The following is a 25,958-nucleotide window of genomic DNA, read 5'->3' on the forward strand; positions in this document are numbered from 1 at the left end:
ATATGGCTCGTTCATTAAAAAAAGGACCATTCGCAGATGCACATCTGCTTAAGAAGGTAGATGCTTTAAACGCTGCTAATAAGACAGAAGTTATAAAGACCTGGTCAAGACGTTCAACAATCTTCCCATCATTCGTTGGCCACACATTTGCCGTTCATGATGGAAGAAAGCACGTACCAGTATATGTAACAGAAGATATGGTAGGACATAAGCTCGGTGAGTTCGTAGTTACCAGAACATACAGAGGTCATGGTAAGGACGAAAAGAAGGGTAGAAGATAATATTAGGAATATTTGAAAGGAGGACTTTTCAAAATGGCTAAAGGACATAGATCCCATGACAAGAGACTCAGAAATGAGAACAAAGATACAAGACCATCAGCTAAGGTTTCATACGCAAGAGTATCAGTAACCAAGGCATGTTTTGTGCTTGATGCTATCAGAGGTAAGGATGTTCAGACAGCACTTGCTATCGTAGAATACAACCCAAGATATGGCTCAAGCGTTATAGAGAAGCTTTTGAAGTCTGCTATTGCTAACGCTGAGAACAACAATGGCATGAAGAAGGAGGACCTTTACGTAGCAGAGTGTTACGCTAACAAGGGACCTACAATGAAGAGGGTTCATCCAAGAGCACAGGGTAGAGCATATAGAATCGAGAAGAGAACAAGCCACATCACAATCGTGCTTGACGAGAAATAGGAGGTAAAATATGGGACAGAAAGTTAATCCTCATGGTTTAAGAGTCGGCATTATCAAAGATTGGGATTCAAACTGGTATGCTGACAAGAGAAATGACGAGTTTGCTAAGAACTTAGCAGAAGATCAGATCCTTAGAAAATACTTAAAGACAACTCTTTACAAGTCAAACATCTCAAAGATCGAGATCGAGAGATCAGCAAAGAATGTAAAGATCGTATTATACACAGCTAAGCCTGGAGTAGTAATCGGAAAGGGTGGAGCCGGAATCGAGAAGATCAAGGCTGACGCTCAGAAGTTAACAGATAAGAAGCTCTTTATCGACGTTAAGGAGATCAAGAAGCCGGATGCTGACGCTCAGCTCGTTGCAGAGAACATCGCAGCACAGCTTGAGAATCGTATCGCATTCAGAAAGGCTATGAAGTCTTGCATGGGTAGAACAATGAAGTCAGGCGCACAGGGTATCAAGTGTGCATGTTCAGGTCGTCTTGGCGGTGCTGATATGGCTAGAACAGAGTTCTACAGCGAGGGAACAATTCCTCTTCAGACACTCCGTGCTGATATCGATTACGGATTTGCTGAAGCAGATACAACATATGGTAAGGTTGGCGTAAAGACATGGATCTACCATGGTGAAGTACTTCCAACAAAGACAGTAAAGGAAGGGGGAAATAAATAATGTTAATGCCAAAGAGAGTAAAGCGTCGTAAGCAGTTCAGAGGAACAATGGCTGGTAAGGCACTTAGAGGCAATAAGATTACAAACGGTGAGTATGGTCTCGTAGCATTAGAGCCAGCTTGGATCAAGTCAAACCAGATCGAGGCAGCCAGAATTGCAATGACAAGATATATGAAGCGTAGTGGTAAGGTATTTATCAAGATTTTCCCTGACAAGCCAGTTACAGCAAAGCCGGCTGAGACTCGAATGGGTTCAGGAAAGGGAGCACTTGAGTACTGGGTAGCAGTAGTTAAGCCAGGCAGAGTTATGTTTGAGGTTCAGGGCGTACCTGAGGAGGTAGCTAAAGAGGCTCTCAGACTCGCTATGCACAAGCTTCCACTTAAGTGTAAGATCGCATCAAAGGAAGAGTTAGAGGAGGTAGCAGGCAGTGAAAACTAAGGATTTTATGAACGAATTAAATAGCAAGTCCGTTGACGATCTCCAGAAAGATTTAGTAGCTGCAAAGAAGGAATTATTCAACCTGAGATTCCAGAATGCTACAAATCAGCTTGACAACACAAGCAGAATCAAGGACGTTAGAAAGAATATAGCAAGAATACAGACAGTTATAGCCCAGAAGGCTAATGCTTAATTATCTTGGAAGGAGGAATTATTGTGGAAAGAAATCTGAGAAAAACACGTGTTGGTATAGTTACAAGTGACAAGATGGATAAGACAATCGTTGTTTCTATCGTAGATAATGTTAAGCATCCTCTTTATGGTAAGATTGTAAAGAGAACAGTAAAGCTGAAGGCTCATGACGAGAATAACGAGTGCAAGATTGGCGATAGAGTAAAGGTTATGGAGACAAGACCATTATCAAAGGATAAGAGATGGAGACTTGTTGAGATCATCGAGAAGGCAAAGTAAGGAGGCAAATTAAATGGTTCAGCAGGAAACAAGACTTAAAGTTGCTGATAACACAGGTGCAAAAGAGTTACTTTGTATCAGAGTGTTAGGCGGATCAGTTAGAAGATATGCGAATATCGGCGATATCATCGTTGCCTCTGTTAAGGATGCAACACCAGGCGGAGTTGTAAAGAAGGGCGATGTAGTTAAGGCCGTTGTAGTTAGAACAAAGCATGGCGCTCGTCGTAAGGATGGTTCATACATCAAGTTTGACGAGAACGCTGCTGTAATTATAAAAGACGATATGAATCCAAGAGGTACACGTATCTTTGGACCAGTTGCAAGAGAGCTCCGTGATAAGAAATTCATGAAGATCGTATCACTTGCACCTGAAGTATTATAAGGAGGTGTGACTATGGCAACAATGAAGATTAAGAAAGATGATATGGTACAGGTTATCGCTGGTAAGGACAAGGGCAAGAGCGGAAAGGTCGTTTCAGTAGATAAGAAGAATGGTACCGTAGTAGTTGAAGGAATCAACAAAGTATTTAAGCATAGCAAGCCAAGCATGGCTAACCAGCAGGGCGGAATCATCGAGATGGAAGCCCCACTTGACATCTCTAATGTAATGTATCTTTACAAGGGCAAGCCAGTTAGAGTTGGTTTTGAAGGAACTGGTAAGGATAAGGTTCGTGTAGCCAAAGTTGATGGCAAGACAGAGAAGATAGATTAATTGGAAGGAGGTCGTCTTAGGTGAGTAGACTTAAAGAAAAGTATGACGCTGAAATTAAGAGCGCCATGGTTGAGAAATTTGGATATAAGAATGTAATGCAGATACCAAAGCTCGATAAGATCGTTATCAATATGGGCGTTGGTGAAGCTAGAGAGAACGCTAAGGTTCTCGACGCTGCTATCAAGGATCTTGAGACAATCACAGGTCAGAAGGCAGTTGTAACAAGAGCAAAGAAGTCAGTAGCTAACTTCAAGCTGAGAGAGGGAATGCCTATCGGATGTAAGGTAACTCTTCGTGGCGAGAAGATGTATGAGTTCCTTGATCGTCTTGTAAATCTTGCACTCCCACGTGTACGTGACTTCAGAGGTATCAATCCAAACGGATTTGATGGAAGAGGTAACTACGCATTCGGTATTAAGGAGCAGCTTATCTTCCCTGAGATCGAGTACGATAAGGTAGATAAGGTTAGAGGTATGGATATAATTTGCGTAACAACAGCACAGACTGACGAGGAAGCTCGTGAGTTACTTACACTGTTCGGCATGCCTTATAGCAAATAATAAAGGAGGAGATTCGAGAAATGGCTAAGACATCAATGAAAGTTAAGCAGCAGCGCAAGCAGAAGTTCTCAACAAGAGAGTACACACGTTGCAGCATTTGTGGACGTCCACACTCAGTTTTAAAGAAGTACGGAATTTGTAGAATCTGCTTCCGTGAGTTAGCATATAAGGGACAGATTCCTGGCGTTAAGAAATCAAGCTGGTAAGAGTAAGAAGGAGGAAATTTATTATGTCAATGAGCGATCCAATTGCAGATATGCTTACAAGAATTCGTAATGCTAATACAGCAAAGCATGATACAGTAGAAATCCCTGCTTCAAAGATGAAGAAAGCTATTGCCGACATACTTTTATCAGAAGGATATGTTAAGGCTGTAGATATCGTTGAGGACGGTAAGTTCGAGACAATCAAGATCACATTGAAGTATGGTGCAGATAAGAACGAGAAGATCATCACAGGTCTTAAGAGAATTTCAAAGCCTGGTCTTCGAGTATACGCAAGCAAGGATGAGCTTCCAAGAGTACTTGGTGGACTTGGAACTGCTATTATCTCCACAAACAAGGGTGTATTAACAGATAAGGAAGCTAGAAAACAGAACGTAGGTGGAGAAGTACTTGCGTTTATTTGGTAAAAGGAGGACGGCAAAATGTCACGTATCGGAAGAATGCCTATCGCTGTACCTGCAGGCGTAACTGTAGATATAGCAGAAAATAATAAAGTGACTGTTAAAGGACCAAAGGGAACTCTTGAGAGAGTTCTCCCTGCGGAAATGGATATAAAGTTAGACGGCGATACAATCACAGTATCAAGACCTAACGACTTAAAGAAGATGAAATCACTTCACGGACTCACAAGAACACTTATCCACAACATGGTAGTAGGTGTTACAGAGGGTTACAAGAAGGAGCTTGAGGTTAACGGTGTAGGTTACAGAGCTCAGAAGCAGGGTAATAAGCTTGTTCTTGCTCTTGGTTATTCACACCCAGTTGAGATGGTTGATCCAGATGGTATCGAAACATCAGTTGATGGAAACAAGATCATAGTAAGCGGAATCAGCAAGGAAAAGGTTGGTCAGTACGCTGCTGAGATTAGAGAGAAGAGAGCACCAGAGCCATACAAGGGCAAGGGTATCAAGTATGTGGATGAGACTATCAGACGTAAAGTTGGTAAGACTGGTAAGAAATAATAAAGGAGTGAGATAAGATGATTAATAAAGAATCAAGAAGCGCAATTCGTGTAAAGAAGCATATGCGTGTTCGTAATCGTTTAGCTGGAACAACAGAGAGACCACGTTTAGCTGTATTCAGAAGTAATAATCATATGTACGCTCAGATTATTGATGATTCAGTTGGTAAGACATTAGTAGCAGCATCTACAACAGAGAAGGCTATTAAGGATGAGCTTGAGAAGACAAATGATGTTGATGCAGCAGCTTACGTTGGTAAGGTTATTGCTGAGAGAGCACTTGAGAAGGGTATCAAGACTGTTATCTATGACAGAGGCGGTTTCGTATACCACGGTAAGGTTCAGGCATTAGCAGATGCAGCGAGAGAAGCTGGTCTGGAATTCTAGTAAGGAGGAAGAACAACGTATGAAGCGTGAAATAATTGATGCAAGTAAGTTAGAGTTAGAAGATAAAGTTGTTGCCATCAAGCGTGTAACAAAGGTTGTTAAGGGTGGACGTAATTCTAGAGTTGCAGCTCTCGTAGTTGTTGGTGATAGAAATGGCCACGTTGGCGTTGGTGTTGGCAAGGCAGTTGAGACTCCAGAAGCTATCCGTAAGGGTAAGGAGGATGCTGCAAAGCATTTAGTTACAGTTCCTGTAAATGAAGTTGGTAGTATCCCTTACGACTGGAATGGACAGTTCGGCAGTGCTTCAGTTCTTCTGAAGACAGCTCCAGAAGGTACTGGTATCATCGCTGGTGGTCCTGCTCGTAGCGTACTTGAGCTTGCAGGATATAAGAACATCCGTACAAAGTCCTTAGGATCAAACAACAAGCAGAACGTAGTTCTTGCAACAATCAAGGGCCTTACAGAGATCAAGAACCCAGAGGATATCGCAAGACTTCGTGGAAAATCTGTTGATGAGATACTTAACTAAGGAGGTATTAGAAGATGGCAGATAAGTTAAAGGTAACTTTGGTAAAGTCCCCTATCGGCGCTGTACCAAAGCATAGAAAGACAGTAGAGGCTCTTGGACTTAAGAAGGTTAATAAGTCAGTAGAGCTCCCAAATAACGCTGCAACACTTGGAATGGTTAAGCAGGTAAGTTATATGGTAAAGGTTGAGGAAGTATAAGAGAAGGAGGATACGCAGATCATGGATTTATCTACATTAAAGCCGGCTGAAGGCTCAAAGCACAGTGCTAATTTCCGTGTAGGCCGTGGACATGGTTCAGGAAATGGCAAGACTGCAGGTAAGGGACATAAGGGTCAGAAGGCACGTTCTGGATCACCTAGACCAGGTTTCGAAGGTGGACAGATGCCATTATATAGACGTCTTCCTAAGAGAGGCTTTAATTGCATCAATCACAAAGAGATCGTTGCAATCAATGTATCAGCTCTTGAGAGATTCGAGGATGGCTCAGACGTAACTGTTGAGACATTAGTAGAGGCAGGTATCATTAAGAATCCTCGTGATGGAGTTAAGATTCTTGGAAATGGAGAGTTAACTAAAAAGCTCAATGTTAAGGCTAATGCTTTTTCAAAGTCAGCAGCTGAGAAAATTGAAGCTCTTGGCGGAAAAGCAGAGGTGATGTAATATGTTCAAAACCTTAATCAATGCATTTAAGGTACAGGATATACGAAGAAGACTTTTATATACGTTCTTCATTCTCGTGGTAGTCAGACTTGGTAGTCTGATTACCGTTCCGGGAATAAGTGCGGATGCAATAAGAGAGTACATGCAGAATGCCCTCGGTGATTCACTGAACATCTTCAGTTCATTCACCGGAGGATCGTTCGAGCAGATGTCGATCTTTGCATTGTCGGTAACACCTTACATTACAGCTTCCATCATCATACAGCTTCTCACCATTGCTATACCGGCTTTGGAAGAACTGCAGAAAGACGGAGAAGATGGTAGAAAGAAGATCACCGCTATCACAAGATATATGACAGTAGGTCTTGCAATCCTTGAGAGTGCTGGTCTTGTAGTAGGATTTGGAAACAAGGGAGTCATTGAGAATTATAACTTCTGGACGGTTCTTTGCATCGTAGTCATTCTTACGGCAGGAAGTGCTATAGTAATGTGGCTTGGCGAGAGAGCAACAGAGAAGGGTGTTGGCAATGGTATATCAGTAATCCTTTTGATCAACATTGTTTCAACAATGCCAAATGACTTCAAGAATTTATACACACAGTTCATGAAGGGCAGAGACTTTGTAAGATTTACACTTGTAGGACTCATTATCCTTGCAGTTGTAGTTCTTACAGTAGTATTTGTATGTGCACTTCAGGGCGCAGAGAGAAAAATTCCTGTACAGTATGCCAAGACAGTAAGAGGAAGAAAGACGATGGGCGGACAGTCCTCTCATATTCCACTTAAGGTCAATACTGCAGGTGTTATTCCGGTCATCTTTGCATCATCCATACTGTCTGTTCCACAGATCGTAGTGAATCTGTTCAACATCAAGACATCTGGTGTAGGAGCAAAGATAATCCAGGGTATGAGTCAGGGCTACTGGTTTAACAGATCTTATCCTTGGGCATCGATCGGTTTGATCGTATATATTTTACTTGTGTTCTTCTTCGCATATTTCTACACAGCGATCACATTCAATCCAATGGAGATTGCCAACAATATGAAGAAGAGTGGCGGTTTTGTCCCTGGTATAAGACCTGGACAGTCAACACAGGATTACCTTAATAAGATTTTAAACTACATCATATTTATAGGTGCTGTAGGACTTATCATAGTAGCATGTATACCAATGTTCTTCAGTGGTTTCTTTGGAGCAAATGTTTCATTTGGAGGAACATCACTTATCATCGTTGTAGGTGTTGTTATAGAGACAATTAAGAATATTGAGTCACGTATGCTGGTAAGGAACTATCAGGGATTCCTTTTAGACTAAAATATGACGTGGCAATAAACACGAATGGGAGTGTGCCGTATAGTACACTTCCTATTCGTGTATTATAGAGAGAATAGTATTTGATAAGAATGGGAAACGTTCAAAAAAATGGAGGTTGAATATATGAAGATAATCATGTTAGGCGCACCGGGCGCAGGCAAGGGAACACAGGCAAAGATGATCGCTGCAAAGTACGGCGTACCACATATCTCAACAGGAGATATATTCAGAGCGAACATAAAGAACGGCACAGAGCTTGGTGCAAAGGCAAAGGAGTACATGGATAAGGGACTTCTTGTACCAGATGAGCTCGTTGTCGACTTGGTAATAGATAGATTCAAGGCTGATGACTGTGCAAAGGGATATATCCTTGACGGATTCCCAAGAACTATCCCACAGGCAGAGGCACTTGACAAGGCACTCTCAGCAATCGGCGATTCAGTTGATTACGCTATCAATGTTGAGGTACCTGATGAGAATATCATCGAGAGAATGTCAGGCAGACGTGCATGTGTAGGTTGTGGAGCAACATACCATATCGTATACAACCCAACAAAAGTTGAGGGCAAGTGTGATGCATGTGGAGCTGATCTCATCCTTAGAGACGATGATAAGCCAGAGACAGTAGAGAAGAGACTTAATGTATATCATGAGCAGACACAGCCTCTCATCGATTACTACAAGGCAAAGGGCATCCTGAAAGAGGTTGACGGAACTGTTGATATGAAGGATGTATTCGCTGCTATCACTGATATATTAGGTGAGTAAATATGAAGGGTATTTCCATAAAATCCCAGGAAGAGATTGAGCTTATGAGAGAGGCTGGAAGAATTCTGGCGATAACTCATGAGGAGATGAGAAAAGCATTGAAGCCGGGAATGACCACATATGATATAGATAAGCTCGGTGAAGAGGTTATCAGAAGTTATCACTGTGAACCATCATTTCTGAACTATCAGGGATATCCGGCGTCGGTGTGTGTATCTGTAAATGATGAGGTGGTACACGGAATCCCATCAAAGAACAGAGTGCTTCAGGATGGAGATATAGTAAGTCTTGATGCCGGTGTTATCTATAAGGGTTACCATTCAGACTCAGCCAGAACATATGGAGTTGGCGAGATATCTGATATGGCAAAGTATCTCATAGAGGCAACGAAGCAAAGCTTCTTTGAAGGACTGTCAGCGGCCCGTGCGGGAAATCATGTGCGGGATATAGGAATAGCGGTCGAGTCCTATGCCGATGAGTGTGGACTTGGAGTTGTTGTCGATCTGGTGGGACATGGAGTTGGAAAAAATCTTCATGAAGAGCCGGAGGTCCCAAACTTCGCAACAAGAAGAAGAGGACCGAAGCTGAAAGCAGGAATGACGATAGCGATAGAACCGATGATCACACTTGGCGATTACGAAGTGAAGTGGATGCCGGATGGATGGACGGTCGTCACCGCAGACAAATCACTGGCGGCACATTATGAGAATACAATACTTATAACAGATGGAGAGCCTGAGATACTTTCAAGGGCCGATGGAATTGAGCTGTAGATGTGATATCATATGTCGTCGTTCGTAAGCACGATAACATATTCATTATATCATGGAGAACTCATAAGTTGATTTATATATATAGGAGGATTTTTGAAAATGTCAAAAGCAGATGTAATTGAAGTAGAAGGAACAGTAGTTGAGAAACTTCCAAATGCCATGTTTCAGGTAGAACTTGAGAATGGACACAAGGTTCTTGCTCATATAAGTGGAAAGCTGAGAATGAATTATATAAAGATTCTTCCTGGCGACAAAGTTACAATAGAGTTATCACCATACGATCTTACCAAGGGAAGAATCGTTTGGAGAGATAAATAATAAAAAAATGAATTTCCCTATTGCATTTTATCAATGAAAATGATAGAATGCTAATTCGTAGCGGACTTTTTTTGAAAGGAGAGTTTCTAATGAAGGTTAGAGCATCAGTAAAACCTATCTGCGATAAGTGCAAAGTTATCAAGAGAAAGGGAATCGTTAGAGTTATCTGCGAGAATCCAAAGCACAAGCAGCGTCAGGGTTAATCAAAAAAGGAAAAGAAGTATATGGATGATAGCCCATCCGGAAGTATACTTATTTTCGTGCGTCAGTACATATATCTAATGTACTGTATTATTTAAAAGCGGCTGTGGCATACGTAGATATGCCAATACAATTATAGAAATATACAACTTAGTTGAAGTTTGCGGTGTATGCATTTCACCCCATAGCGTGTGCTATGGGATACATTTGTGGATTCAGCTTAAAAGAAGATTTTACGGAGGTTATTATAATGGCTCGTATTTCAGGTGTTGATTTACCAAGAGAGAAACGTGTTGAAATTGGTCTTACTTATATCTATGGTATCGGACTTCCTTCATCACAGCGTATTCTTAAGGAAGCAAACGTTAATCCTGATACACGTTGCGCAGATCTGACTGACGATGAGGTTAGAAGACTCAGCGAGGTTATCAAGGCAACTCAGGTAGTAGAGGGAGATTTACGTAGAGAGATAGGCTTCAATATTAAGCGTTTACAGGAGATTGCTTGCTATCGTGGTAAGCGTCATAGACAGGGACTTCCTGTTCGTGGACAGAAGACTAAGACTAACGCTAGAACTCGTAAGGGTCCTAAGAAGACTGTTGCTAATAAGAAGAAGTAATATTTATAGAATATATTTGTAAAAAACCATAGGAGGTTTAGGCTAATGGCTAAGCAGGCAACTAAAAAAGTGGCTAAGAAGCGTGTCAGAAAGAGCGTACAGCACGGACAGGCTCATATTCAGTCATCTTTCAATAATACAATTGTTACATTAACAGACGCTGAAGGCAATGCGCTTTCATGGGCAAGCGCTGGTGGATTAGGATTTAAGGGTTCTAAGAAGTCAACTCCATATGCTGCTCAGATGGCTGCAGAGACAGCCGCAAAGGCTGCTGCACCTTACGGACTCAAGACAATCGACGTATTTGTCAAGGGACCAGGTTCAGGAAGAGAGGCTGCAATTCGTGCACTCTCAGCATGTGGTATAGATGTAGTTAGTATCAAGGATGTTACTCCGGTTCCACATAACGGATGTCGTCCACCAAAGAGAAGAAGAGTTTAATTAGAGGAGGTACAAACAAGATGGCAGTAGATAGAACCCCAGTTCTTAAGAGATGCAGATCTTTAGGCATGGAGCCAATGTATCTCGGAATAGACAAGAAGTCAAACAGAAGACCAAACAGATCAAATAGAAAGCAGAGCGAGTATGGACTTCAGCTCCGCGAGAAGCAGAAGGCTAAGTTCATTTATGGTGTACTTGAGAAGCCTTTCCGTAACCTTTATGCAAAGGCTGAGCAGCAGAAGGGATTAACAGGTCCTAACCTCATGACATTACTTGAGCTTAGACTTGACAACATCATCTTCAGATTAGGCTTTGCAAGAACAAGAAGAGAGGCTAGACAGATCGTAGATCACAAGCACGTACTTGTAAATGGCAAGTGTGTAAACATCCCTTCATACTCAGTTAAGCCAGGCGATAAGATCGAGATCAGAGAGAAGAGCAAGTCTCTTCAGAGATACAAGGATATCATGGCTGCAACAGAGGGTGTTCTCGTACCAGGTTGGTTAACAGCAGACAGAGATAACCTCGCAGGTGAAGTTGTAGAGAAGCCAAGCAGAGAGCAGATCGATGTTCCTGTAAATGAGACTCTCATCGTCGAGTTATATTCTAAGTAAGATTTGTTCTTTATTTATACATTTTGTAACTTGGAGTGTAGCATTTTAAAACCCGTAAAGGAGGGGCTTAGATGTTTGAGTTTGAAAAACCAAAAATCGAGATCGTTGAGACTTCAGATGACAACAAATATGGCAAGTTTGTAATCGAGCCTTTAGAGAGAGGTTACGGTATAACACTTGGTAACTCACTTAGAAGAATAATGCTTTCTTCATTACCAGGTACCGCTGTAAGCCACGTTAAGATAAAGGGTGTTTTACACGAGTTCAGCTCAATACCAGGTGTAAAAGAGGATGTTACTGAGATAATAATGAACATCAAGAATGTCGTTATCAAGAATAACTCAGATACATTTGAGCCAAAGCAGGCATACATCGATGTTGTTGGTGAGCGCGTTGTTAAGGCAGGAGATATCAAGGTTGACGGAGATATAGAGATCGTAAATCCTGATCTTGTAATCGCAAACCTCAGTGGTCCGGACGCAAAGCTTGAGATGGAGCTTACAATTGTCAACGGACGTGGATATGTAAGCCTTGACAAGAACAAGGAAGCAGATGCACCAATTGATGTCATCGCTATTGACTCAATCTTCACCCCTGTTGAAAGAGTAAACCTTACAGTTCAGAATACACGTGTTGGTCAGGTTACTGACTATGATAAGTTAACTCTTGATGTATATACAAACGGAGCTCTTGCTCCAGATGAGGCAGTAAGTCTTGCTGCAAATCTTCTGGTAGAGCACTTGAAGCTGTTCGTAGATTTATCAGAGAACGCACGTCTTGTAGATGTTATGGTTGAGAGCACAACAGACGAGAAGGAAAAGGTTCTTGAGATGAATATCGATGAGCTCGAGTTATCAGTTCGTTCATACAACTGTTTGAAGAGAGCTGGCATCAACACAGTTCAGGAACTTATAAACAAGACACCAGAGGATATGATGAAGGTTCGTAACCTTGGTCGTAAGTCACTGGATGAAGTATTAGCTAAGCTTAAGGAGTTAGGCTTATCACTTAATCAGAACGAGGACTAATAGCAGTTCCCGTATACCACTCAAGCTGAATAATAGTAAGCACAGTGAAGACCCGCAAAGGGTATAGGAGGATAATTAAAATGGCAAAGTATAGAAAGCTTGGAAAAGCAAGCGCACAGAGAAACGCATTACTTCGTAACCAGGTAACTCAGTTACTGTATCATGGAAAGATCAAGACAACAGAGGCAAGAGCTAAGGAAGTTGTTAAGATCGCAGAGAAGCTCATCACTTTAGCAGTTGCTGAGAAGGACAACTACGATGAGGTTACAGTTCAGGCTAAGGTTGCTAAGAAGGATAAAGATGGCAAGAGAATCAAGGAAGTTGTAGACGGTAAGAAGGTTACAGTATACGACACAGTTGAGAAGACAGTTAAGAAGGATCAGCCTTCAAGACTTCATGCCAGAAGAGAGATGCTCAAGGTTTTATATCCAGTTGTTGAAGTTCCTACAGATGCTGCTGGTAAGAAGGCTGGTACTAAGAAGATCGACTTAACACAGAAGTTATTCGATGAGTATGGTACAAAGTACGCAGGACGTAAGGGTGGTTACACAAGAATCATCAAGATCGGTCAGCGTAAGGGTGATCAGGCTCTTGAGGTTATTCTCGAGTTAGTATAATCGATTGATAGATTGATATTATACAGATAAATAAACAGGGCTGCAGTACATAGACGTATTAGTTTACGTTCGTGTACGGCGGCCCTGTTTTTTAATAAAATTTAGTGAAATATAGAGATTTCATTGATATAGATTGGAAAGATTATGAGCTTCATAAATGTAAAAGGACTATCTCATAAATTTAATATAAAGGATAAAGACGGCAATAAGATAGGGGAGAACTGGGCAATAAAGGATGTAGATTTTCTTGCCGACAAGGGGGAGATAATCGCGCTCCTTGGCAGAAACGGTTCAGGGAAGTCTACGTTTGCAAGACATTTGAATGGACTGCTTGCACCGCATGAGGGTTCGATAGTCATAGGTGGAAAAGACATGGCGGAGATGGGAGAGCTTAAATCCGTCAGACGACAGGTAGGAATGGTGTTTCAAAATCCCGATAACCAGATAGTCGGCAACACCCTCGCTGAGGATATAGGATTTGGGCTGGAGAATCTTGGCGTCTCCAGCGAAGATATATGGAAGAAGATAGATGAGATGCTGGAGCTCACAGGGCTCACAGCCTATAAGTATGCCAATACGTCAAGAATAAGCGGTGGACAGAAACAGCGGCTTGCAATCGCATCGTCCATGGCGATGACTCCGGATTGTATAGTGCTAGACGAGGCGACATCCATGCTTGACCCGCAGGGAGCAAAGGATATGCTGGAGCTTGTGCAGAGATTGAACAAAGAAAAGAAAATAACCGTAATAATGGTGACTCACAGGATAGCTGAGGCACTTATGGCGGATAAAGTATACATATTGGATAATAGCAGGATCGTGGCAGAGGGTACACCTGGAGATGTATTCACAGATGTTGACCGGCTTAAGAGCTATGGACTGGAGATACCGGTTGATATGAAGCGTAGGGCCGGAATACCGATCGATATCTGCTATAAATATAAGAACAGGCATATGGATATAAGAAGCGATATGAACAATGCGCAGAGTAATCATGCTGAGGATGAGAAGACTGCAGATAATTCAGAAAAATGTATAGTTGAGCTTCAGAATGTATCATATTCGTATGTGAATGGAAATGAGTCATTTCAGGCGCTTTCTGATATAAACATCAAAATATATGAAGGACAGGTTGTCGCTGTAATAGGGCAGACCGGCTCGGGAAAGAGTACACTGCTTCAAATGATAAATAAGCTGATAGTTCCACAGAGTGGCAAGGTATATCTGTATGATACGGATGTGCAGAGTGTAAGAAATATCAAGGATATCCGCAGGAGGATAGGGTATGTATTTCAGTTCCCTGAGTCCCAGTTGTTTGAGAATACGGTGCTCAATGATGTAATGTATGGCCCGATAAACTTTGGAATGTCAAAGAAAGAGGCTGAGGATGCTGCCAGAAAGGCGCTTGAGTTGGTGGGAGTACCGGAGAAATATGCGGAGTATTCTCCATTCGAATTGTCCGGTGGTTTGAAAAAGAGGGTGGCAATAGCGGGAATACTGGCATATGAGCCAGACGTATTGATCCTTGATGAGCCTGCATGTGGGCTTGACGGAGAGAGCCGGGAGCAGTTATGGAATCTCGTCAGAAAGCTCAACAGAGAGAAAAATGTGACGATCATACTGGTATCCCACGACATGGAGGATGTGTATGAGATGTCAGAGAGGATTCTTCTTATGGAGCATGGAAGGATAGTGTATGATGGAGGGACAGGTGAGTTTTTTGAGGACAGGAGCTTACTTGAGCAGTACGATATAGATGTTCCCAGGTGCCCGGAATAGGAGATTTACTATGATACGAGATATTACAATAGGACAATATTACAGTGGCAATTCTGTGATACATAGAATGGATCCGAGAACAAAGCTTGCAATAACATTTCTATATGCCATATCGCTGTTTCTTTGCAAGGACTGGATCATGATACTTGCCGCAACGGCATTCCTCTGTATATATGTGGCGGTGAGCAGGGTGCCGATAACATACATTTGCAGGGGACTGAAGGTCATATGGATGTTTATTCTGTTTACAGCAATATTCAGCGTGTTCAACGGGGACGGACGGGTACTTTGGAGCTGGCACAGACTTCGCATAACAGATAACAGTGTGATGACTACGGTGCTTGTGGTTATACGCCTTGTATACCTCATAATAGGCTCATCTGTAATGACGTACACTACAAGATCGATGAATCTGGCAAATGGACTGGAGAGCAGTCTGGGATTCTTGAAGAAAATAAAGGTTCCGGTGTCTGATATGGCCATGATGCTTATGATTGCATTGCGATTTATCCCGATATTTATGGAGGAGCTGGATAAGATCATGAAGGCACAGCTTTCCAGAGGTGCGGACTTCGAGAGTGGCAATATATTCAAGAGGATAAAGAGTTATGTACCTGTATTTGTACCATTATTTGTATCGGCGATAAGGAGGGCCACAGATCTTGCCCAGGCCATGGATGCCAGATGTTTTGACGGCAGCGAAGGCAGGAGCCGCATGAATCCGTTAAAATACAGTGGAACAGACTATGTAAGTTATGCTATAGTGTTGGTGTATCTGGGATGCATGATAGTATACAGATGTGTGATGTAGGAAATCCTACAATCTTATTTCGGGATACATGCGCACTTCGGGATCAAAAGTCGTTTGTATATAGATTTGTTTTAAACATTACAGAGTCAATGACGATCGGGCTTGATTAAGAATTGCGCTGTATGTATATTGGCCTGAGAATGTATTAGAGGCAGGAGAGTAACTCAGATACATTGATAATTATAGAAAAGGATATGGATAATTCAGATACATCGATAATATAGAAAAGGATACGGATGTGTCAGATACATCCCTAGTATGAATATGAAGAGAGTAAAATTGATCGTAGCCTACGATGGAACAAATTATTGTGGATGGCAGGTTCAGATAAATGGAATAACGGTTGAGGAAGTCCTGAATAAGACACTCAGCGAGCTTTGTCATGAGGATATAAAGGTTATAGGAGCCAGCAGAACGGATTCCGGTGTACATGCACTGGGAAATGTGGCGGTGTTCGACACTGAATCAGGAATACCTGGAGAGAAGTTTTCATTTGCGCTTAATCAGCGGCTCCCGGAAGACATAAGGATACAGGAGTCATGCCAGGTGGCTGACGATTTTCATCCGAGATACTGTGACACGATCAAGACATATGAATACAAGATATTAAACAGAAGATTTGATATGCCGACAGAGCGTCTTTACTCGACATTCGTCTATTATCCACTTGATATAGATAAGATGAAGCGGGCTGCGGCAGTGCTGGTTGGGGAGCATGATTTCAAGAGCTTCTGTTCATCAAGGTCTCAGGTGGAGAATACAGTCCGTACAATAACAGATATAACCATAGATAAAGTTGGTGATATGATACATATAAGGATAAGCGGAAATGGTTTCCTGTACAATATGGTCCGTATCATAGTGGGAACTTTGATGAAGATAGGTCTTGGAATCTGGCCAGAGGACTGTATGGAGTCAATACTTGAGGCTAAGGATAGGACGAAAGCTGGTCCGAAAGCCGAGGCCAAGGGGCTTACTCTTGTGGAGATAAAATATCTGTAGACGTAAACGGCTGTAGACGTATAATATTTGTCGGGATAAGATAAAATTGCTAATAATATGTTGGCAGTTTATAAAATAGCGTGGTTATATTTTGTATATAATAACTTGGAAAAGTGGACTTGAAATAATCTAGAAATAAGAATGAAAAGTGGAAAACATCTAGCAAAACAGTGAAAAATAGATTAAAAACATTGTGTGAAATGCACAAAAAATAATGAAAACAAGAGCCAATCATGTTATAATTACATTGAAATGCTGCTACATGACGGATATGTCAGGAATTGTTTCGAAGTGTTCGGAATATTTCAAGGTGTTTCAGTGAAGATAACATGATTGGTTTTTTTTATTTTGATTTTAGGAGGGCAAACAATGGCAAGATTTACGTTACCAAGAGATCTGTATCACGGAAAAGGTGCTTTGGAGGCACTCAAGACATTCAAGGGTAAGAGAGCTATGGTCTGTGTCGGAGGCGGATCCATGAAGAGATTTGGATTCCTGGACAGGGCAGTACAGTACCTTGAGGAAGCTGGAATGGAAGTTAAGTTGTTTGAGGGAATTGAGCCAGATCCTTCGGTTGAGACAGTTATGAAGGGTGCAGCAGCCATGCTTGAATTTGAGCCTGACTGGATAGTGGCCATCGGCGGTGGTTCACCTATAGACGCAGCAAAGGCTATGTGGATAAAGTATGAGTATCCTGATGCGACATTTGAGGATATGTGTAAGGTATTTGGAATCCCTGAACTTAGAAAGAAAGCTCATTTCTGCGCTATTTCTTCAACATCAGGAACTGCAACAGAGGTTACCGCATTCTCAATCATCACAGATTACGAGAAGGGAATCAAGTATCCGATAGCTGATTTTGAGATTACACCTGATGTTGCGATCGTAGATCCTGAGCTGGCAGAGACCATGCCTCAGAAGCTGGTTGCTCACACAGGTATGGATGCCATGACACATGCAATCGAGGCTTATGTATCGACAGCAAACTGCGATTTCACAGATCCACTGGCACTTCATGCCATCAAGATGATCCAGAATGATCTGGTTGGATCATATAACGGAGACATGGAGAAGCGTGACGCAATGCACAATGCGCAGTGCCTGGCAGGTATGGCATTTTCAAATGCACTGCTTGGAATCGTACATTCAATGGCACACAAGACCGGAGCAGCATTTGCCGATTACGGTGCACATATCATCCACGGAGCAGCAAATGCGATGTATCTTCCAAAGGTTATCGCTTTCAATGCAAAGGATGAGACAGCAAAGATTCGTTACGGCGAGATAGCAGACTTCATGGGCCTTGGCGGAGAGACCCTCGACGAGAAGATAGCTCTTCTCATCGCATATCTGCGCAAGATGAATGATGAGCTGAACATACCTCACTGTATCAAGAATTATGGACCAGACAGCTATCCATGTGAGCAGGGCTTTGTTCCGGAGGACGTATTCCTTGAGAGACTTCCTGAGATCGCTGCAAATGCGATACTTGATGCATGTACAGGCTCCAACCCAAGACAGCCAAGCCAGGAGGAGATGGAGAAGCTGCTGAAGTGCTGCTACTATGACACAGAGGTGGATTTCTAAATAAAAGATAGTATTTACAGACAGAAGAATGAATGATAATATGGTATCCGGCGGTGCACATGTATCGCCGGATATTTTTGTTGGAAAAAATAGTTGACAACAAAATGTAATTATAATATACTTGCAAAGTATGCGAAGTTTATAAGTGCGTTTCGAACCAATGCCCCGGTAAGGAATGTGCTGAATATACATTAGTAAAGAAGATTATAAAAGAATAATTTAGGAGGTACCACGATGAAGAGCTTTATGGCAAGCCCATCAACAATAGAGAGAAAGTGGTATGTAGTTGACGCTACAGGACATACTTTAGGTCGTCTTGCATCAGAGATCGCAAGCATTTTAAGAGGAAAGAACAAGCCAACATTTACACCACACATTGATACAGGTGATTATGTAATAGTAGTAAACGCTGACAAGATCCAGGTAACTGGTAAGAAGTTAGATCAGAAGGTATACTACAACCACTCAGATTATGTAGGTGGTATGAAAGAGACAACTCTTCGTGAGAAGATGGCTAAGAAGCCAGAGGATGTTATCTACCTTGCAGTTAAGGGAATGCTTCCAAAGGGACCACTTGGCAGAGAGATGATCACAAAGCTTCACGTATACGCTGGTGCAGATCACAAGCATCAGGCACAGAAGCCAGAAGTATTAGAGATTAAGTACTAAGAAGGAGGAGATTAACAGATGGCTAAGACAACAAAGTTCTATGGAACAGGAAGAAGAAAAAGCAGTATCGCCAGAGTTTACATCACTCCAGGTACTGGTAAGATCGTTATAAACAAGAAGGATATGGATGAGTACTTTGGCCTTGATACACTCAAGGTTATCGTAAAGCAGCCACTCGTTGCTACAGGCACAGAGGGCAAGTACGATGTACTCGTTAACGTATGTGGTGGTGGTTTCACAGGTCAGGCTGGAGCTATCAGACATGGTATTTCAAGAGCACTCCTTGAGGTTGATGCTGAGTACAGACCAATCCTTAAGAAGGCTGGATACCTTACAAGAGATCCAAGAATGAAGGAGAGAAAGAAGTACGGTCTCAAGGCCGCTCGTCGTGCTCCACAGTTCTCAAAGAGATAATTATATATCATTTCAGATATATCAAGAACCCGCAGAAGTCCAACGCTTTTGTGGGTTCTTTTTTTCAGAACTTTTGAGATTTAGATTAGGAGGGACAAAAGATATGGTGACATTATTGTCGAAGCTGTGGATCAAATCAGATAATTATAAGGATAGCAAGGTGAGGGAGAAATATGGTGTTCTTTGCGGAGCTGTTGGTATATTTTTGAATGTATTATTGTTCCTGGGAAAATTCTTTGCTGGATTACTTTCGGGGGCTATCTCGATCACGGCGGATGCGTTCAACAATTTATCAGATGCAGGAAGCTCGTTTATATCTATGATAGGCTTTAAGTTATCTGGTAGAAAACCGGACCCGGATCATCCGTTTGGACATGGAAGAATAGAGTATATATCAGGCTTATTTGTAGCAGTCATGATCATATTGATGGCCTACGAGCTTATTAAAGATTCAATCGGAAAGATCCTACATCCGGAACTTCCAAAATTCAGCATTCTAGTTGCCGTTATACTCGTTGTTTCAATTGGAGTAAAGATATATATGTATTTCTACAACAGGAGTATAGGCAGAAAGATAGAGAGTGCGACCATGATAGCGACGGCGAAAGACAGTTTATCTGATACATTTTCCACAATGGTTGTTCTTGCATCTGCACTTGTTGCTCATTTCTGGAAAATACCTGTAGATGGATATTGTGGGTTATTGGTGGGCGTAATGATACTCATAGCTGGCATTACTGCAATGAAGGATACGGTCAGCCCTTTGCTTGGTCAGGCACCGGAACCAGAGCTTGTGGACGAAATCAAGAAGATCGTGAGGTGTGATAAAAGGATCCTTGGTATTCATGATCTTGTGGTCCATGATTATGGACCTGGCAGACTTATGGTCAGTCTGCACGCAGAAGTTCCTTATAAGGAAGACATTCTTGAACTGCATGATCTGATCGATCAGATAGAATTCTCTCTCAGAAAAAAATTAAATTGTGAGCCTGTCATTCACATGGATCCGATAGTAGATGACGATGAGGAGACAAATGCTGCGAAAGCGCGGATCACTGAAATTATAGAATCACTTAATAAGGATAGCAGAAAAAATGAAAATGTTCAGTTTCACGACTTTAGAATGGTAAAGGGTTCAACACATTCCAATCTTATTTTTGATGTGGTTTTGCCACATGGATATCAAATGTCAGAAGAACAGATAATATCCTATATCAAGGAAAAAGTTAGTGAGTACAATAAAAATTACTATTGTGTGATACATATTGACAGAGCGTATGTAAAATAATTCCAGATGGTGAGCATCCTGACCACAGAAGAGTAAGATCTTCTGTGGTTTTTATTATTATTACATAATACATTTACAGGCATTTCCTCAATCTTAGGTTTGACTTTACTATGATAAACTGTTACTATGTTACCGTGTTGTGCCCTAATAGGGCTTATATATCGTGCAGATGCCCGGTGTAGTGTGTTTCATGCATCTGCCAAGTATATTTCAGGAGGAAAAAAGTATGAAAAAGTTATTATCACTGCTCTTAGTGGCAGCAATGGGACTTTCACTGGTTGGATGTGGCGGATCTGATAACGGATCTAAGAGTGAATCAAAGAGTGATCTGGAGTATGTAAAGGATAAGGGAACTCTCGTTGTCGGCGTTACAGACTTCGCACCGATGGATTACAAGGATGAGTCAGGCAACTGGATCGGATTTGACGCAGATATGGCATCAGCATTTGCAGAGAGCCTTGGCGTAAAGGCAGAGTTCGTAGAGATAGACTGGGACAACAAGATCATGGAGCTTGACGGCAAGACCATCGACTGTGTATGGAATGGTATGACACTTACAGATGAGGTTACAAGCTCAATGGCATGTTCAGATGCATACTGCAACAATGCTCAGGTAGTTATCGTGCCAAAAGATAAGGCAGACAAGTATCAGACTGTTGACAGCATTAAGGAGCTTACATTTGCTGTAGAGGCAGGAAGCGCAGGCGAGGATCAGGCCAAGGCGCTTGGACTCAACTATACAGCAGTAAAGGCACAGGCAGATGCACTCATGGAGGTTGCAGCTGGAACATCGGATGCAGCGATCATTGATTCACTCATGGCAGCAGCTATGGTTGGCGAGGGAACAGGTTATGACAAGCTCACATATACCGTAGGTCTTAACAGTGAGGAGTATGGCGTTGGCTTCAGAAAGGACTCAGATCTTGTAGCTGAGCTCAACAAGTTCTTTGCAGACAGTAAGGCTGACGGTTCAATGGAGAAGTGTGCTGAGACATATAAGGTACAGGCTGCACTTGCAAAGTAATAGATAAGATATAATTAGTATTTTTACCATCACTTAGAGAGAAAAATTATTATGGATTTGTTTTTTGAACAGCTCCCGGTCGTACTTGGAGCTCTTAATACAGGATTTATACAGACATTAAAATTGTTCTTCGTGACATTGCTCGGTGCATTTCCGCTTGGACTTCTTATAGCACTTGGTTCCATGTCAAAGTTTAAACCACTCAGCTATCTTATGAAGTTCATCGTATGGATAGTGAGAGGTACACCACTTATGATACAGCTGCTCATCATATATTATTTCCCGGGACTTGTATTCCACAACCCGGTATGGGGCGGCGGCGAAGGCGGAAGATTTGTTGCGGCATCGGTGTCATTCATAGTGAACTATGCCTGCTATTTCTCAGAGATTTACCGTGGAGGTATCCAGGGGATTCCTGTAGGACAGGAGGAAGCCGGACTCGTGCTCGGCATGACTCCAAAGCAGATATTCTTCAAGGTCAAGCTTTTGCAGATGATAAAGAAGATAGTTCCGGCGATGTCCAACGAGATCATAACTCTGGTCAAGGATACGTCCCTTGCCCGTATCATCGCACTTCAGGAGATAATCTGGGCAGGCCAGGCATTCATGAAGGGTTCACAGGGCATCTCTGGTGCGATATGGCCACTCTTCTTCTGCGCATTCTACTATCTGATATGGAATGGTGTACTCACAGTTTTACTTGGCAAATTAGAGAAGAAACTTGATTTTTTTAGATAGGAGGAGCCGCTATGAACGCAGTTCATACTCGGAATCGGCTCCGACGACCTGCCCTGCTGCGGAGCAGAGGGGCGATACATATTAAATAGGAGGAGCCGCTATGGCTATATTAGAGGTTGAACATATAAAAAAGAAGTTTGGCAAGACAGATGTGCTCAAGGATATAAGCTTTTCTCTGGAGCAGGGAGAGGTCCTTTCTATCATAGGATCATCAGGAAGTGGAAAGACAACACTTCTTCGCTGTTTGAACTTTCTGGAGATGCCGGACAATGGAGTTATCCGTGTAAATGATGAGATCCTGCTTGACACTGACAAGCCGGAGACACTCAAGGAGTCGGAGGTGCGCAAGAAGAGACTGCATTTTGGACTTGTGTTCCAGTCATTTAATCTCTTTCCACAGTACACTGCGCTTCAGAACGTAATGCTTGCAAGAGAGCTTCTTGCAAAGGAGAGACCGGATTTCAAAGTAAATAAGAAGAATATACTCGACGAGATAAGAGTCCAGGCAGAGGAACTTCTACGCCAGATGGGACTTGAGGACAGAATGAACAACTATCCTCACCAGCTTTCAGGCGGACAGTGCCAGCGAGTTGCCATAGCAAGGGCGCTTGCGTTGCAGCCGGACATCCTGTGTTTCGATGAACCTACATCGGCTCTTGATCCGGAGCTCACAGGAGAGGTACTTAAGGTTCTCAGAAACCTTGCAGACAAAAAGACAACCATGATAATTGTTACCCATGAGATGGCATTTGCAAAGGATGTTGCAAGCCAGGTCATATTCATGGATGATGGATATATACTTGAGCAGGGAAGACCTGATCAGGTATTTGACAATCCGAAGATGGAGAGGACAAAACAGTTCCTTTCATCATATTCATAAAAGATGTATATGATCCCGGAGTATCGACAGGAGTCGATATTTCGGGATTTTTTTATGGAGTTGATGACATGGGGAAAGGTATAAAGTATAGTAGTAGATAAGTCAGTTCTGATGGACTGATGTTCAATAGACAGGAGGAGATGCTTATGAGCAAGATACTCGTCATAGAGGACGATAAAGAGATAAACCGGCTTATCTGCGAATATTTGACAGAAAGTGGCTATGAGCTGATATCAGCCACAAATGGCATAGCTGGGCTGTCTATTCTCGAAAGCACGCCGGATATCGATCTCTGTCTGCTGGATCTCATGCTGCCGATGAAGAGTGGCGACAGGATTATGCAGAGTCTCAGGGGATTTTCGGATGTTCCGGTCATTGTGCTTTCGGCGAAGGACACGGTCCAGACGAAGATAGATCTGTTCAGGCTTGGCGTTGATGACTATATCACAAAGCCGTTTGATCTGGATGAGCTGCTTGTCAGGGTGGAGGCGGTGTTAAACCGCTGTATATACAGAGAATCTTCTGGACATCCATGCGGCATCAAAGGGATAGCTGGATATTCATATACTTACAAGCACCTCATCATGGACGACGAGGCAAAGAATGTCACGGTAAATGGCAATAAGCTGGACATCACTGCAAAGGAGTATGGGATATTGAGGCTGTTACTGACAAATCCTAACAAGCTCTTTTCAAAGGCAAATCTGTTCGAGAGTGTGTGGAATGAGACATATTATCCGGAGGACAATGTCCTCAAAGTTCACATGAGCAATCTCAGAAATAAGATAAAAAAGTATGACGACCAGGAGTACATAGAGACCGTCTGGGGCATGGGATACAAGCTTGCGGAGTGATTCTTAACCTTTTCTTTACATTTGAATTTACCATTTCTTTATGCATAGAAAGTAATATATAAAATGTGAAGAGACAGCGTGGGTGATCGCGGGATCAAAAGAGCGGGATATGATTTACATGGCGCGATCATCAGATGTGTAAATCGGGGAAGGGAGCAGTATATGGCGAGTGCGATAAGCCTTAAGGGGTTGACCAAAGTGTATGGCGATAAGCGTGTTGTGGACAATTTTTCGCTGGATGTTGAAAAGGGACACATATATGGTCTGATAGGACCAAATGGAGCGGGCAAGACCACCATAATGAAGATGATAGCGGGACTTACAGATCCTGCTGAGGGAGAGATAGAGCTGTTTGGCTCAGGCAAGGATCTGAATGCGAACAGGGAGAGAACGAGCTTTATGATCGAGGCACCGTATCTGGATAAGAGCTTTACCGCCAGGGAGAATATGGAGTACATAAGCCGGCTCAGGGGAGTGGCGGATTCATCAAAGATAGATGAGATACTTGAACTTGTGGGGCTGGCAAATACCGGGAAGAAGCGGGTGAAACATTTTTCACTTGGAATGAAGCAGAGACTTGGAATAGGCATGGCACTGCTGCCTGATCCGGAGGTCATGATACTCGATGAGCCTGTGAACGGACTTGACCCGGAGGGAATCGTGGAGGTCAGGAATCTTCTTAAGAGGCTGAAGGATGAGAGGGAGATAACGATACTTATCTCCAGCCATTTGCTTGCCGAACTTTCGGAGCTCTGTACGGATTTTGCCATAATCGACAGGGGTGTGCTGGTGGAATGCATTTCCAAGGAAGAACTGGATGAGAACTGCAGGAGCTACATAGAAGTGGCGACGGATGACATGGAAAGACTTGTGACAGTCATCGAGCAGGATCTCGGAATATCAGGTTACAAAGTGATGGAAAACGGAGACACCCGTATCTATGATATGCTGTCAGAACTTAAGACCGTGTCAAGAGCGATAACGGCATCAGGACTTACTATACTCAAGTTCCATGTACAGGGGGAGAATCTGGAGGAGTATTTCCTGTCCAGGGTATCATCATCCAGTGATGATAGTAATGCTCCGAAGAGCTTTGTTGGCAAGATGCTCAGAAAGGCAGGTAGATAGTATGAACAGACTTATGAGAGCGGAGTGGTACCGCGTGAGGAAAACCTATCATCTGTCAGTGTGGGCGGTTGCGCTGTGTGTATTTATGATTTATCTGGGGTACATGGATGTCGGTTTTGACAGTGCAAGCTCAGGAGTAGAGGCATTTGGAATGTTTCTTGAGAAGGACCTTCTGCTTATGACATATCTTCCGCTGATCATCGCGGGAATGTACGTGACATCATATGAGAACAAGGTGCTCTGTTACGAGGTAATGGCGGGCAACAGAACGTCAAGGCTGCTGCTTTCCAAGCTGTTTACAGTTGTGCCGCTCATGTCGATAATCAGTATAGCGTTGATGATCTCTCCTATACTGTATTTCGGAGCGAAGAACGGTTATGGAGATACGAAGTATCTTGCGCTCAGGATATTGATCGTTGCTGTGATATGTATCAGAGTGCTCAGCTGTTCAGTGCTCATCATGACAACTTTCAAATCAGCTGTAGGAATGTTTGTGGTGTTCCTCAGATTCCTGATACTAGAGGCATTTGGCAGCCTGATGATAGACATGGTAACTGAGGGAGGCGGCAGCGTCTCAAAGGTAACTTACTGTCTTGTGGGAGGTGGTCTGACCTGTTCCGGTCTTCCAGATATAGCATCTCAGGACGTGATAATCTGTGTGGTGGCAGGAGTTGTTGAAATACTAATCTGGTATGTGTTATCCTACAATAGCTATGAAAAAAAGTGGTTCAACTAATGACATACAGCATATGACTATGGGAATGTGCGGGTGT

39 protein-coding genes are annotated in these 25,958 nt (G+C 42.6%); all 39 read left to right on the top strand.

All coding sequences use genetic code 11. The features are described from left to right. Positions 1-2 precede the first annotated feature (2 nt). The 39 genes from rpsS (at position 3) to DXB91_RS07420 (ending at position 25,921) form a co-directional block, all read left to right on the top strand. The gene (gene rpsS / locus DXB91_RS07230) at positions 3-281 is read left to right on the top strand and encodes a 30S ribosomal protein S19 (RefSeq protein ID WP_022216645.1); all 279 of its coding nucleotides are present in this window, start codon (positions 3-5) and stop codon (positions 279-281) included. 33 nt (positions 282-314) lie between these two features. Then, positions 315-701 (top strand): 50S ribosomal protein L22, encoded by a 387-nt coding sequence (gene rplV, locus DXB91_RS07235; protein ID WP_004850120.1) that lies wholly within the window; start codon positions 315-317, stop codon positions 699-701. A gap of 10 nt (positions 702-711) precedes the next feature. Further along, positions 712-1,377, top strand: a complete 666-nt coding sequence (rpsC, locus tag DXB91_RS07240; RefSeq protein ID WP_022216646.1) for a 30S ribosomal protein S3 — start codon at positions 712-714, stop codon at positions 1,375-1,377. Then, entirely contained in the window at positions 1,377-1,814 is a 438-nt protein-coding gene (rplP, locus tag DXB91_RS07245) for a 50S ribosomal protein L16 (protein WP_022216647.1), read from the top strand. The genes rpsC and rplP overlap by 1 nt, the downstream gene beginning before the upstream one ends. Continuing rightward, positions 1,804-2,007: a 50S ribosomal protein L29 gene (gene rpmC, locus DXB91_RS07250; RefSeq protein WP_004850126.1), complete on the top strand. Its 204-nt coding sequence runs from the start codon at positions 1,804-1,806 to the stop codon at positions 2,005-2,007. Before rplP ends, rpmC begins: the two co-directional genes overlap by 11 nt. A gap of 23 nt (positions 2,008-2,030) precedes the next feature. After that, positions 2,031-2,285 carry a 30S ribosomal protein S17 gene (rpsQ, locus tag DXB91_RS07255; RefSeq protein ID WP_022058713.1) on the top strand — a complete coding sequence of 85 codons (255 nt, stop codon included), beginning with the start codon at positions 2,031-2,033 and terminating at the stop codon, positions 2,283-2,285. A 13-nt stretch (positions 2,286-2,298) separates the two neighbouring features. Beyond that, positions 2,299-2,667, top strand: coding sequence for a 50S ribosomal protein L14 (gene rplN / locus DXB91_RS07260; protein WP_022216648.1), 369 nt, complete (start codon positions 2,299-2,301; stop codon positions 2,665-2,667). Between the two features lie 12 nt (positions 2,668-2,679). Further along, positions 2,680-2,997 (top strand): 50S ribosomal protein L24, encoded by a 318-nt coding sequence (rplX, locus tag DXB91_RS07265; RefSeq protein WP_004850132.1) that lies wholly within the window; start codon positions 2,680-2,682, stop codon positions 2,995-2,997. 20 nt (positions 2,998-3,017) lie between these two features. Then, positions 3,018-3,557, top strand: coding sequence for a 50S ribosomal protein L5 (rplE, locus tag DXB91_RS07270; RefSeq protein ID WP_004850134.1), 540 nt, complete (start codon positions 3,018-3,020; stop codon positions 3,555-3,557). A 20-nt stretch (positions 3,558-3,577) separates the two neighbouring features. Next, complete coding sequence (locus DXB91_RS07275) at positions 3,578-3,763, top strand: type Z 30S ribosomal protein S14 (protein ID WP_004850137.1); 186 nt, start codon at positions 3,578-3,580, stop codon at positions 3,761-3,763. 23 nt (positions 3,764-3,786) lie between these two features. Beyond that, positions 3,787-4,188, top strand: a complete 402-nt coding sequence (gene rpsH, locus DXB91_RS07280) for a 30S ribosomal protein S8 (RefSeq protein WP_022216649.1) — start codon at positions 3,787-3,789, stop codon at positions 4,186-4,188. 15 nt (positions 4,189-4,203) lie between these two features. Next, positions 4,204-4,743 carry a 50S ribosomal protein L6 gene (rplF, locus tag DXB91_RS07285; RefSeq protein ID WP_022216650.1) on the top strand — a complete coding sequence of 180 codons (540 nt, stop codon included), beginning with the start codon at positions 4,204-4,206 and terminating at the stop codon, positions 4,741-4,743. A gap of 17 nt (positions 4,744-4,760) precedes the next feature. Beyond that, positions 4,761-5,129 (top strand): 50S ribosomal protein L18, encoded by a 369-nt coding sequence (gene rplR, locus DXB91_RS07290; RefSeq protein ID WP_022216651.1) that lies wholly within the window; start codon positions 4,761-4,763, stop codon positions 5,127-5,129. Between the two features lie 19 nt (positions 5,130-5,148). Beyond that, a complete protein-coding gene (rpsE, locus tag DXB91_RS07295; RefSeq protein WP_015533792.1) occupies positions 5,149-5,658 on the top strand; it encodes a 30S ribosomal protein S5 in 510 nt (169 codons plus the stop codon). Positions 5,659-5,672: 14 nt separating this feature from the next. Beyond that, complete coding sequence (gene rpmD, locus DXB91_RS07300; protein WP_004850147.1) at positions 5,673-5,855, top strand: 50S ribosomal protein L30; 183 nt, start codon at positions 5,673-5,675, stop codon at positions 5,853-5,855. Between the two features lie 21 nt (positions 5,856-5,876). Then, entirely contained in the window at positions 5,877-6,317 is a 441-nt protein-coding gene (rplO, locus tag DXB91_RS07305) for a 50S ribosomal protein L15 (protein WP_004850150.1), read from the top strand. 1 nt (position 6,318) lies between these two features. Next, positions 6,319-7,632 carry a preprotein translocase subunit SecY gene (gene secY / locus DXB91_RS07310; RefSeq protein WP_118017307.1) on the top strand — a complete coding sequence of 438 codons (1,314 nt, stop codon included), beginning with the start codon at positions 6,319-6,321 and terminating at the stop codon, positions 7,630-7,632. A gap of 123 nt (positions 7,633-7,755) precedes the next feature. After that, positions 7,756-8,400: an adenylate kinase gene (locus tag DXB91_RS07315; RefSeq protein WP_022216653.1), complete on the top strand. Its 645-nt coding sequence runs from the start codon at positions 7,756-7,758 to the stop codon at positions 8,398-8,400. A gap of 2 nt (positions 8,401-8,402) precedes the next feature. Then, entirely contained in the window at positions 8,403-9,173 is a 771-nt protein-coding gene (gene map, locus DXB91_RS07320) for a type I methionyl aminopeptidase (RefSeq protein WP_015533796.1), read from the top strand. Positions 9,174-9,272: 99 nt separating this feature from the next. Next, the gene (infA, locus tag DXB91_RS07325; RefSeq protein ID WP_004850160.1) at positions 9,273-9,491 is read left to right on the top strand and encodes a translation initiation factor IF-1; all 219 of its coding nucleotides are present in this window, start codon (positions 9,273-9,275) and stop codon (positions 9,489-9,491) included. A gap of 89 nt (positions 9,492-9,580) precedes the next feature. Next, the gene (rpmJ, locus tag DXB91_RS07330) at positions 9,581-9,694 is read left to right on the top strand and encodes a 50S ribosomal protein L36 (RefSeq protein ID WP_015533797.1); all 114 of its coding nucleotides are present in this window, start codon (positions 9,581-9,583) and stop codon (positions 9,692-9,694) included. Positions 9,695-9,942: 248 nt separating this feature from the next. Further along, positions 9,943-10,311, top strand: coding sequence for a 30S ribosomal protein S13 (rpsM, locus tag DXB91_RS07335; protein ID WP_015533798.1), 369 nt, complete (start codon positions 9,943-9,945; stop codon positions 10,309-10,311). Between the two features lie 45 nt (positions 10,312-10,356). Then, positions 10,357-10,752, top strand: coding sequence for a 30S ribosomal protein S11 (rpsK, locus tag DXB91_RS07340; protein ID WP_004850165.1), 396 nt, complete (start codon positions 10,357-10,359; stop codon positions 10,750-10,752). Between the two features lie 20 nt (positions 10,753-10,772). Continuing rightward, positions 10,773-11,366: a 30S ribosomal protein S4 gene (gene rpsD, locus DXB91_RS07345; protein WP_015533799.1), complete on the top strand. Its 594-nt coding sequence runs from the start codon at positions 10,773-10,775 to the stop codon at positions 11,364-11,366. A 71-nt stretch (positions 11,367-11,437) separates the two neighbouring features. After that, positions 11,438-12,394 (top strand): DNA-directed RNA polymerase subunit alpha, encoded by a 957-nt coding sequence (locus tag DXB91_RS07350; protein ID WP_015533800.1) that lies wholly within the window; start codon positions 11,438-11,440, stop codon positions 12,392-12,394. An 80-nt stretch (positions 12,395-12,474) separates the two neighbouring features. Continuing rightward, a complete protein-coding gene (locus DXB91_RS07355) occupies positions 12,475-13,011 on the top strand; it encodes a bL17 family ribosomal protein (RefSeq protein WP_015533801.1) in 537 nt (178 codons plus the stop codon). 144 nt (positions 13,012-13,155) lie between these two features. Continuing rightward, entirely contained in the window at positions 13,156-14,790 is a 1,635-nt protein-coding gene (locus tag DXB91_RS07360) for an ABC transporter ATP-binding protein (protein WP_118017309.1), read from the top strand. Between the two features lie 10 nt (positions 14,791-14,800). Next, complete coding sequence (locus DXB91_RS07365) at positions 14,801-15,601, top strand: energy-coupling factor transporter transmembrane component T family protein (protein WP_118017311.1); 801 nt, start codon at positions 14,801-14,803, stop codon at positions 15,599-15,601. A gap of 264 nt (positions 15,602-15,865) precedes the next feature. Further along, positions 15,866-16,603 carry a tRNA pseudouridine(38-40) synthase TruA gene (gene truA, locus DXB91_RS07370; RefSeq protein WP_055223150.1) on the top strand — a complete coding sequence of 246 codons (738 nt, stop codon included), beginning with the start codon at positions 15,866-15,868 and terminating at the stop codon, positions 16,601-16,603. A 369-nt stretch (positions 16,604-16,972) separates the two neighbouring features. Next, a complete protein-coding gene (locus DXB91_RS07375) occupies positions 16,973-18,190 on the top strand; it encodes an iron-containing alcohol dehydrogenase (RefSeq protein WP_004850177.1) in 1,218 nt (405 codons plus the stop codon). A 234-nt stretch (positions 18,191-18,424) separates the two neighbouring features. After that, entirely contained in the window at positions 18,425-18,859 is a 435-nt protein-coding gene (rplM, locus tag DXB91_RS07380) for a 50S ribosomal protein L13 (RefSeq protein ID WP_117550692.1), read from the top strand. 18 nt (positions 18,860-18,877) lie between these two features. Beyond that, positions 18,878-19,273: a 30S ribosomal protein S9 gene (gene rpsI, locus DXB91_RS07385; RefSeq protein ID WP_004850181.1), complete on the top strand. Its 396-nt coding sequence runs from the start codon at positions 18,878-18,880 to the stop codon at positions 19,271-19,273. Between the two features lie 103 nt (positions 19,274-19,376). Beyond that, positions 19,377-20,561, top strand: a complete 1,185-nt coding sequence (locus tag DXB91_RS07390) for a cation diffusion facilitator family transporter (protein ID WP_117550691.1) — start codon at positions 19,377-19,379, stop codon at positions 20,559-20,561. A gap of 226 nt (positions 20,562-20,787) precedes the next feature. Next, the gene (locus tag DXB91_RS07395; RefSeq protein WP_022058703.1) at positions 20,788-21,585 is read left to right on the top strand and encodes a transporter substrate-binding domain-containing protein; all 798 of its coding nucleotides are present in this window, start codon (positions 20,788-20,790) and stop codon (positions 21,583-21,585) included. A gap of 51 nt (positions 21,586-21,636) precedes the next feature. Next, complete coding sequence (locus tag DXB91_RS07400) at positions 21,637-22,323, top strand: amino acid ABC transporter permease (RefSeq protein ID WP_004850185.1); 687 nt, start codon at positions 21,637-21,639, stop codon at positions 22,321-22,323. A 100-nt stretch (positions 22,324-22,423) separates the two neighbouring features. Then, complete coding sequence (locus DXB91_RS07405) at positions 22,424-23,203, top strand: amino acid ABC transporter ATP-binding protein (RefSeq protein WP_004850188.1); 780 nt, start codon at positions 22,424-22,426, stop codon at positions 23,201-23,203. A gap of 146 nt (positions 23,204-23,349) precedes the next feature. Next, the gene (locus DXB91_RS07410; protein WP_118017313.1) at positions 23,350-24,057 is read left to right on the top strand and encodes a response regulator transcription factor; all 708 of its coding nucleotides are present in this window, start codon (positions 23,350-23,352) and stop codon (positions 24,055-24,057) included. A gap of 78 nt (positions 24,058-24,135) precedes the next feature. Continuing rightward, entirely contained in the window at positions 24,136-25,185 is a 1,050-nt protein-coding gene (locus tag DXB91_RS07415; protein ID WP_243003541.1) for an ABC transporter ATP-binding protein, read from the top strand. A 1-nt stretch (position 25,186) separates the two neighbouring features. Beyond that, positions 25,187-25,921, top strand: coding sequence for a hypothetical protein (locus DXB91_RS07420; RefSeq protein WP_118017315.1), 735 nt, complete (start codon positions 25,187-25,189; stop codon positions 25,919-25,921). Positions 25,922-25,958: the final 37 nt, after the last annotated feature.

Origin of the sequence: Coprococcus sp. OM06-34AC, from assembly GCF_003462545.1 — a bacterium.
Taxonomy (GTDB): Bacteria; Bacillota; Clostridia; order Lachnospirales; family Lachnospiraceae; genus Coprococcus; species Coprococcus aceti.

Excerpts from the sequence above, each read along its gene's own strand:
- rplF (WP_022216650.1), top strand. The coding sequence starts at position 4,204 with ATGTCACGTATCGGAAGAATGCCTATCGCTGTACCTGCAGGCGTAACT.
- DXB91_RS07365 (WP_118017311.1), top strand. The coding sequence starts at position 14,801 with ATGATACGAGATATTACAATAGGACAATATTACAGTGGCAATTCTGTG.
- map (WP_015533796.1), top strand. The coding sequence starts at position 8,403 with ATGAAGGGTATTTCCATAAAATCCCAGGAAGAGATTGAGCTTATGAGA.
- rplM (WP_117550692.1), top strand. The coding sequence starts at position 18,425 with ATGAAGAGCTTTATGGCAAGCCCATCAACAATAGAGAGAAAGTGGTAT.
- truA (WP_055223150.1), top strand. The coding sequence starts at position 15,866 with ATGAAGAGAGTAAAATTGATCGTAGCCTACGATGGAACAAATTATTGT.
- rpsI (WP_004850181.1), top strand. The coding sequence starts at position 18,878 with ATGGCTAAGACAACAAAGTTCTATGGAACAGGAAGAAGAAAAAGCAGT.
- DXB91_RS07375 (WP_004850177.1), top strand. The coding sequence starts at position 16,973 with ATGGCAAGATTTACGTTACCAAGAGATCTGTATCACGGAAAAGGTGCT.
- secY (WP_118017307.1), top strand. The coding sequence starts at position 6,319 with ATGTTCAAAACCTTAATCAATGCATTTAAGGTACAGGATATACGAAGA.
- infA (WP_004850160.1), top strand. The coding sequence starts at position 9,273 with ATGTCAAAAGCAGATGTAATTGAAGTAGAAGGAACAGTAGTTGAGAAA.
- rpsH (WP_022216649.1), top strand. The coding sequence starts at position 3,787 with ATGTCAATGAGCGATCCAATTGCAGATATGCTTACAAGAATTCGTAAT.
- rplO (WP_004850150.1), top strand. The coding sequence starts at position 5,877 with ATGGATTTATCTACATTAAAGCCGGCTGAAGGCTCAAAGCACAGTGCT.
- DXB91_RS07275 (WP_004850137.1), top strand. The coding sequence starts at position 3,578 with ATGGCTAAGACATCAATGAAAGTTAAGCAGCAGCGCAAGCAGAAGTTC.
- rplP (WP_022216647.1), top strand. The coding sequence starts at position 1,377 with ATGTTAATGCCAAAGAGAGTAAAGCGTCGTAAGCAGTTCAGAGGAACA.
- rplV (WP_004850120.1), top strand. The coding sequence starts at position 315 with ATGGCTAAAGGACATAGATCCCATGACAAGAGACTCAGAAATGAGAAC.
- DXB91_RS07395 (WP_022058703.1), top strand. The coding sequence starts at position 20,788 with ATGAAAAAGTTATTATCACTGCTCTTAGTGGCAGCAATGGGACTTTCA.
- rpsE (WP_015533792.1), top strand. The coding sequence starts at position 5,149 with ATGAAGCGTGAAATAATTGATGCAAGTAAGTTAGAGTTAGAAGATAAA.
- rpsS (WP_022216645.1), top strand. The coding sequence starts at position 3 with ATGGCTCGTTCATTAAAAAAAGGACCATTCGCAGATGCACATCTGCTT.
- rplN (WP_022216648.1), top strand. The coding sequence starts at position 2,299 with ATGGTTCAGCAGGAAACAAGACTTAAAGTTGCTGATAACACAGGTGCA.
- DXB91_RS07350 (WP_015533800.1), top strand. The coding sequence starts at position 11,438 with ATGTTTGAGTTTGAAAAACCAAAAATCGAGATCGTTGAGACTTCAGAT.
- DXB91_RS07355 (WP_015533801.1), top strand. The coding sequence starts at position 12,475 with ATGGCAAAGTATAGAAAGCTTGGAAAAGCAAGCGCACAGAGAAACGCA.
- rplR (WP_022216651.1), top strand. The coding sequence starts at position 4,761 with ATGATTAATAAAGAATCAAGAAGCGCAATTCGTGTAAAGAAGCATATG.
- rpmJ (WP_015533797.1), top strand. The coding sequence starts at position 9,581 with ATGAAGGTTAGAGCATCAGTAAAACCTATCTGCGATAAGTGCAAAGTT.
- DXB91_RS07420 (WP_118017315.1), top strand. The coding sequence starts at position 25,187 with ATGAACAGACTTATGAGAGCGGAGTGGTACCGCGTGAGGAAAACCTAT.
- DXB91_RS07315 (WP_022216653.1), top strand. The coding sequence starts at position 7,756 with ATGAAGATAATCATGTTAGGCGCACCGGGCGCAGGCAAGGGAACACAG.
- DXB91_RS07360 (WP_118017309.1), top strand. The coding sequence starts at position 13,156 with ATGAGCTTCATAAATGTAAAAGGACTATCTCATAAATTTAATATAAAG.
- DXB91_RS07400 (WP_004850185.1), top strand. The coding sequence starts at position 21,637 with ATGGATTTGTTTTTTGAACAGCTCCCGGTCGTACTTGGAGCTCTTAAT.
- DXB91_RS07390 (WP_117550691.1), top strand. The coding sequence starts at position 19,377 with ATGGTGACATTATTGTCGAAGCTGTGGATCAAATCAGATAATTATAAG.
- rpsM (WP_015533798.1), top strand. The coding sequence starts at position 9,943 with ATGGCTCGTATTTCAGGTGTTGATTTACCAAGAGAGAAACGTGTTGAA.
- rplX (WP_004850132.1), top strand. The coding sequence starts at position 2,680 with ATGGCAACAATGAAGATTAAGAAAGATGATATGGTACAGGTTATCGCT.
- rpsK (WP_004850165.1), top strand. The coding sequence starts at position 10,357 with ATGGCTAAGCAGGCAACTAAAAAAGTGGCTAAGAAGCGTGTCAGAAAG.
- DXB91_RS07410 (WP_118017313.1), top strand. The coding sequence starts at position 23,350 with ATGAGCAAGATACTCGTCATAGAGGACGATAAAGAGATAAACCGGCTT.
- rpsD (WP_015533799.1), top strand. The coding sequence starts at position 10,773 with ATGGCAGTAGATAGAACCCCAGTTCTTAAGAGATGCAGATCTTTAGGC.
- rpsC (WP_022216646.1), top strand. The coding sequence starts at position 712 with ATGGGACAGAAAGTTAATCCTCATGGTTTAAGAGTCGGCATTATCAAA.
- rpmD (WP_004850147.1), top strand. The coding sequence starts at position 5,673 with ATGGCAGATAAGTTAAAGGTAACTTTGGTAAAGTCCCCTATCGGCGCT.
- DXB91_RS07405 (WP_004850188.1), top strand. The coding sequence starts at position 22,424 with ATGGCTATATTAGAGGTTGAACATATAAAAAAGAAGTTTGGCAAGACA.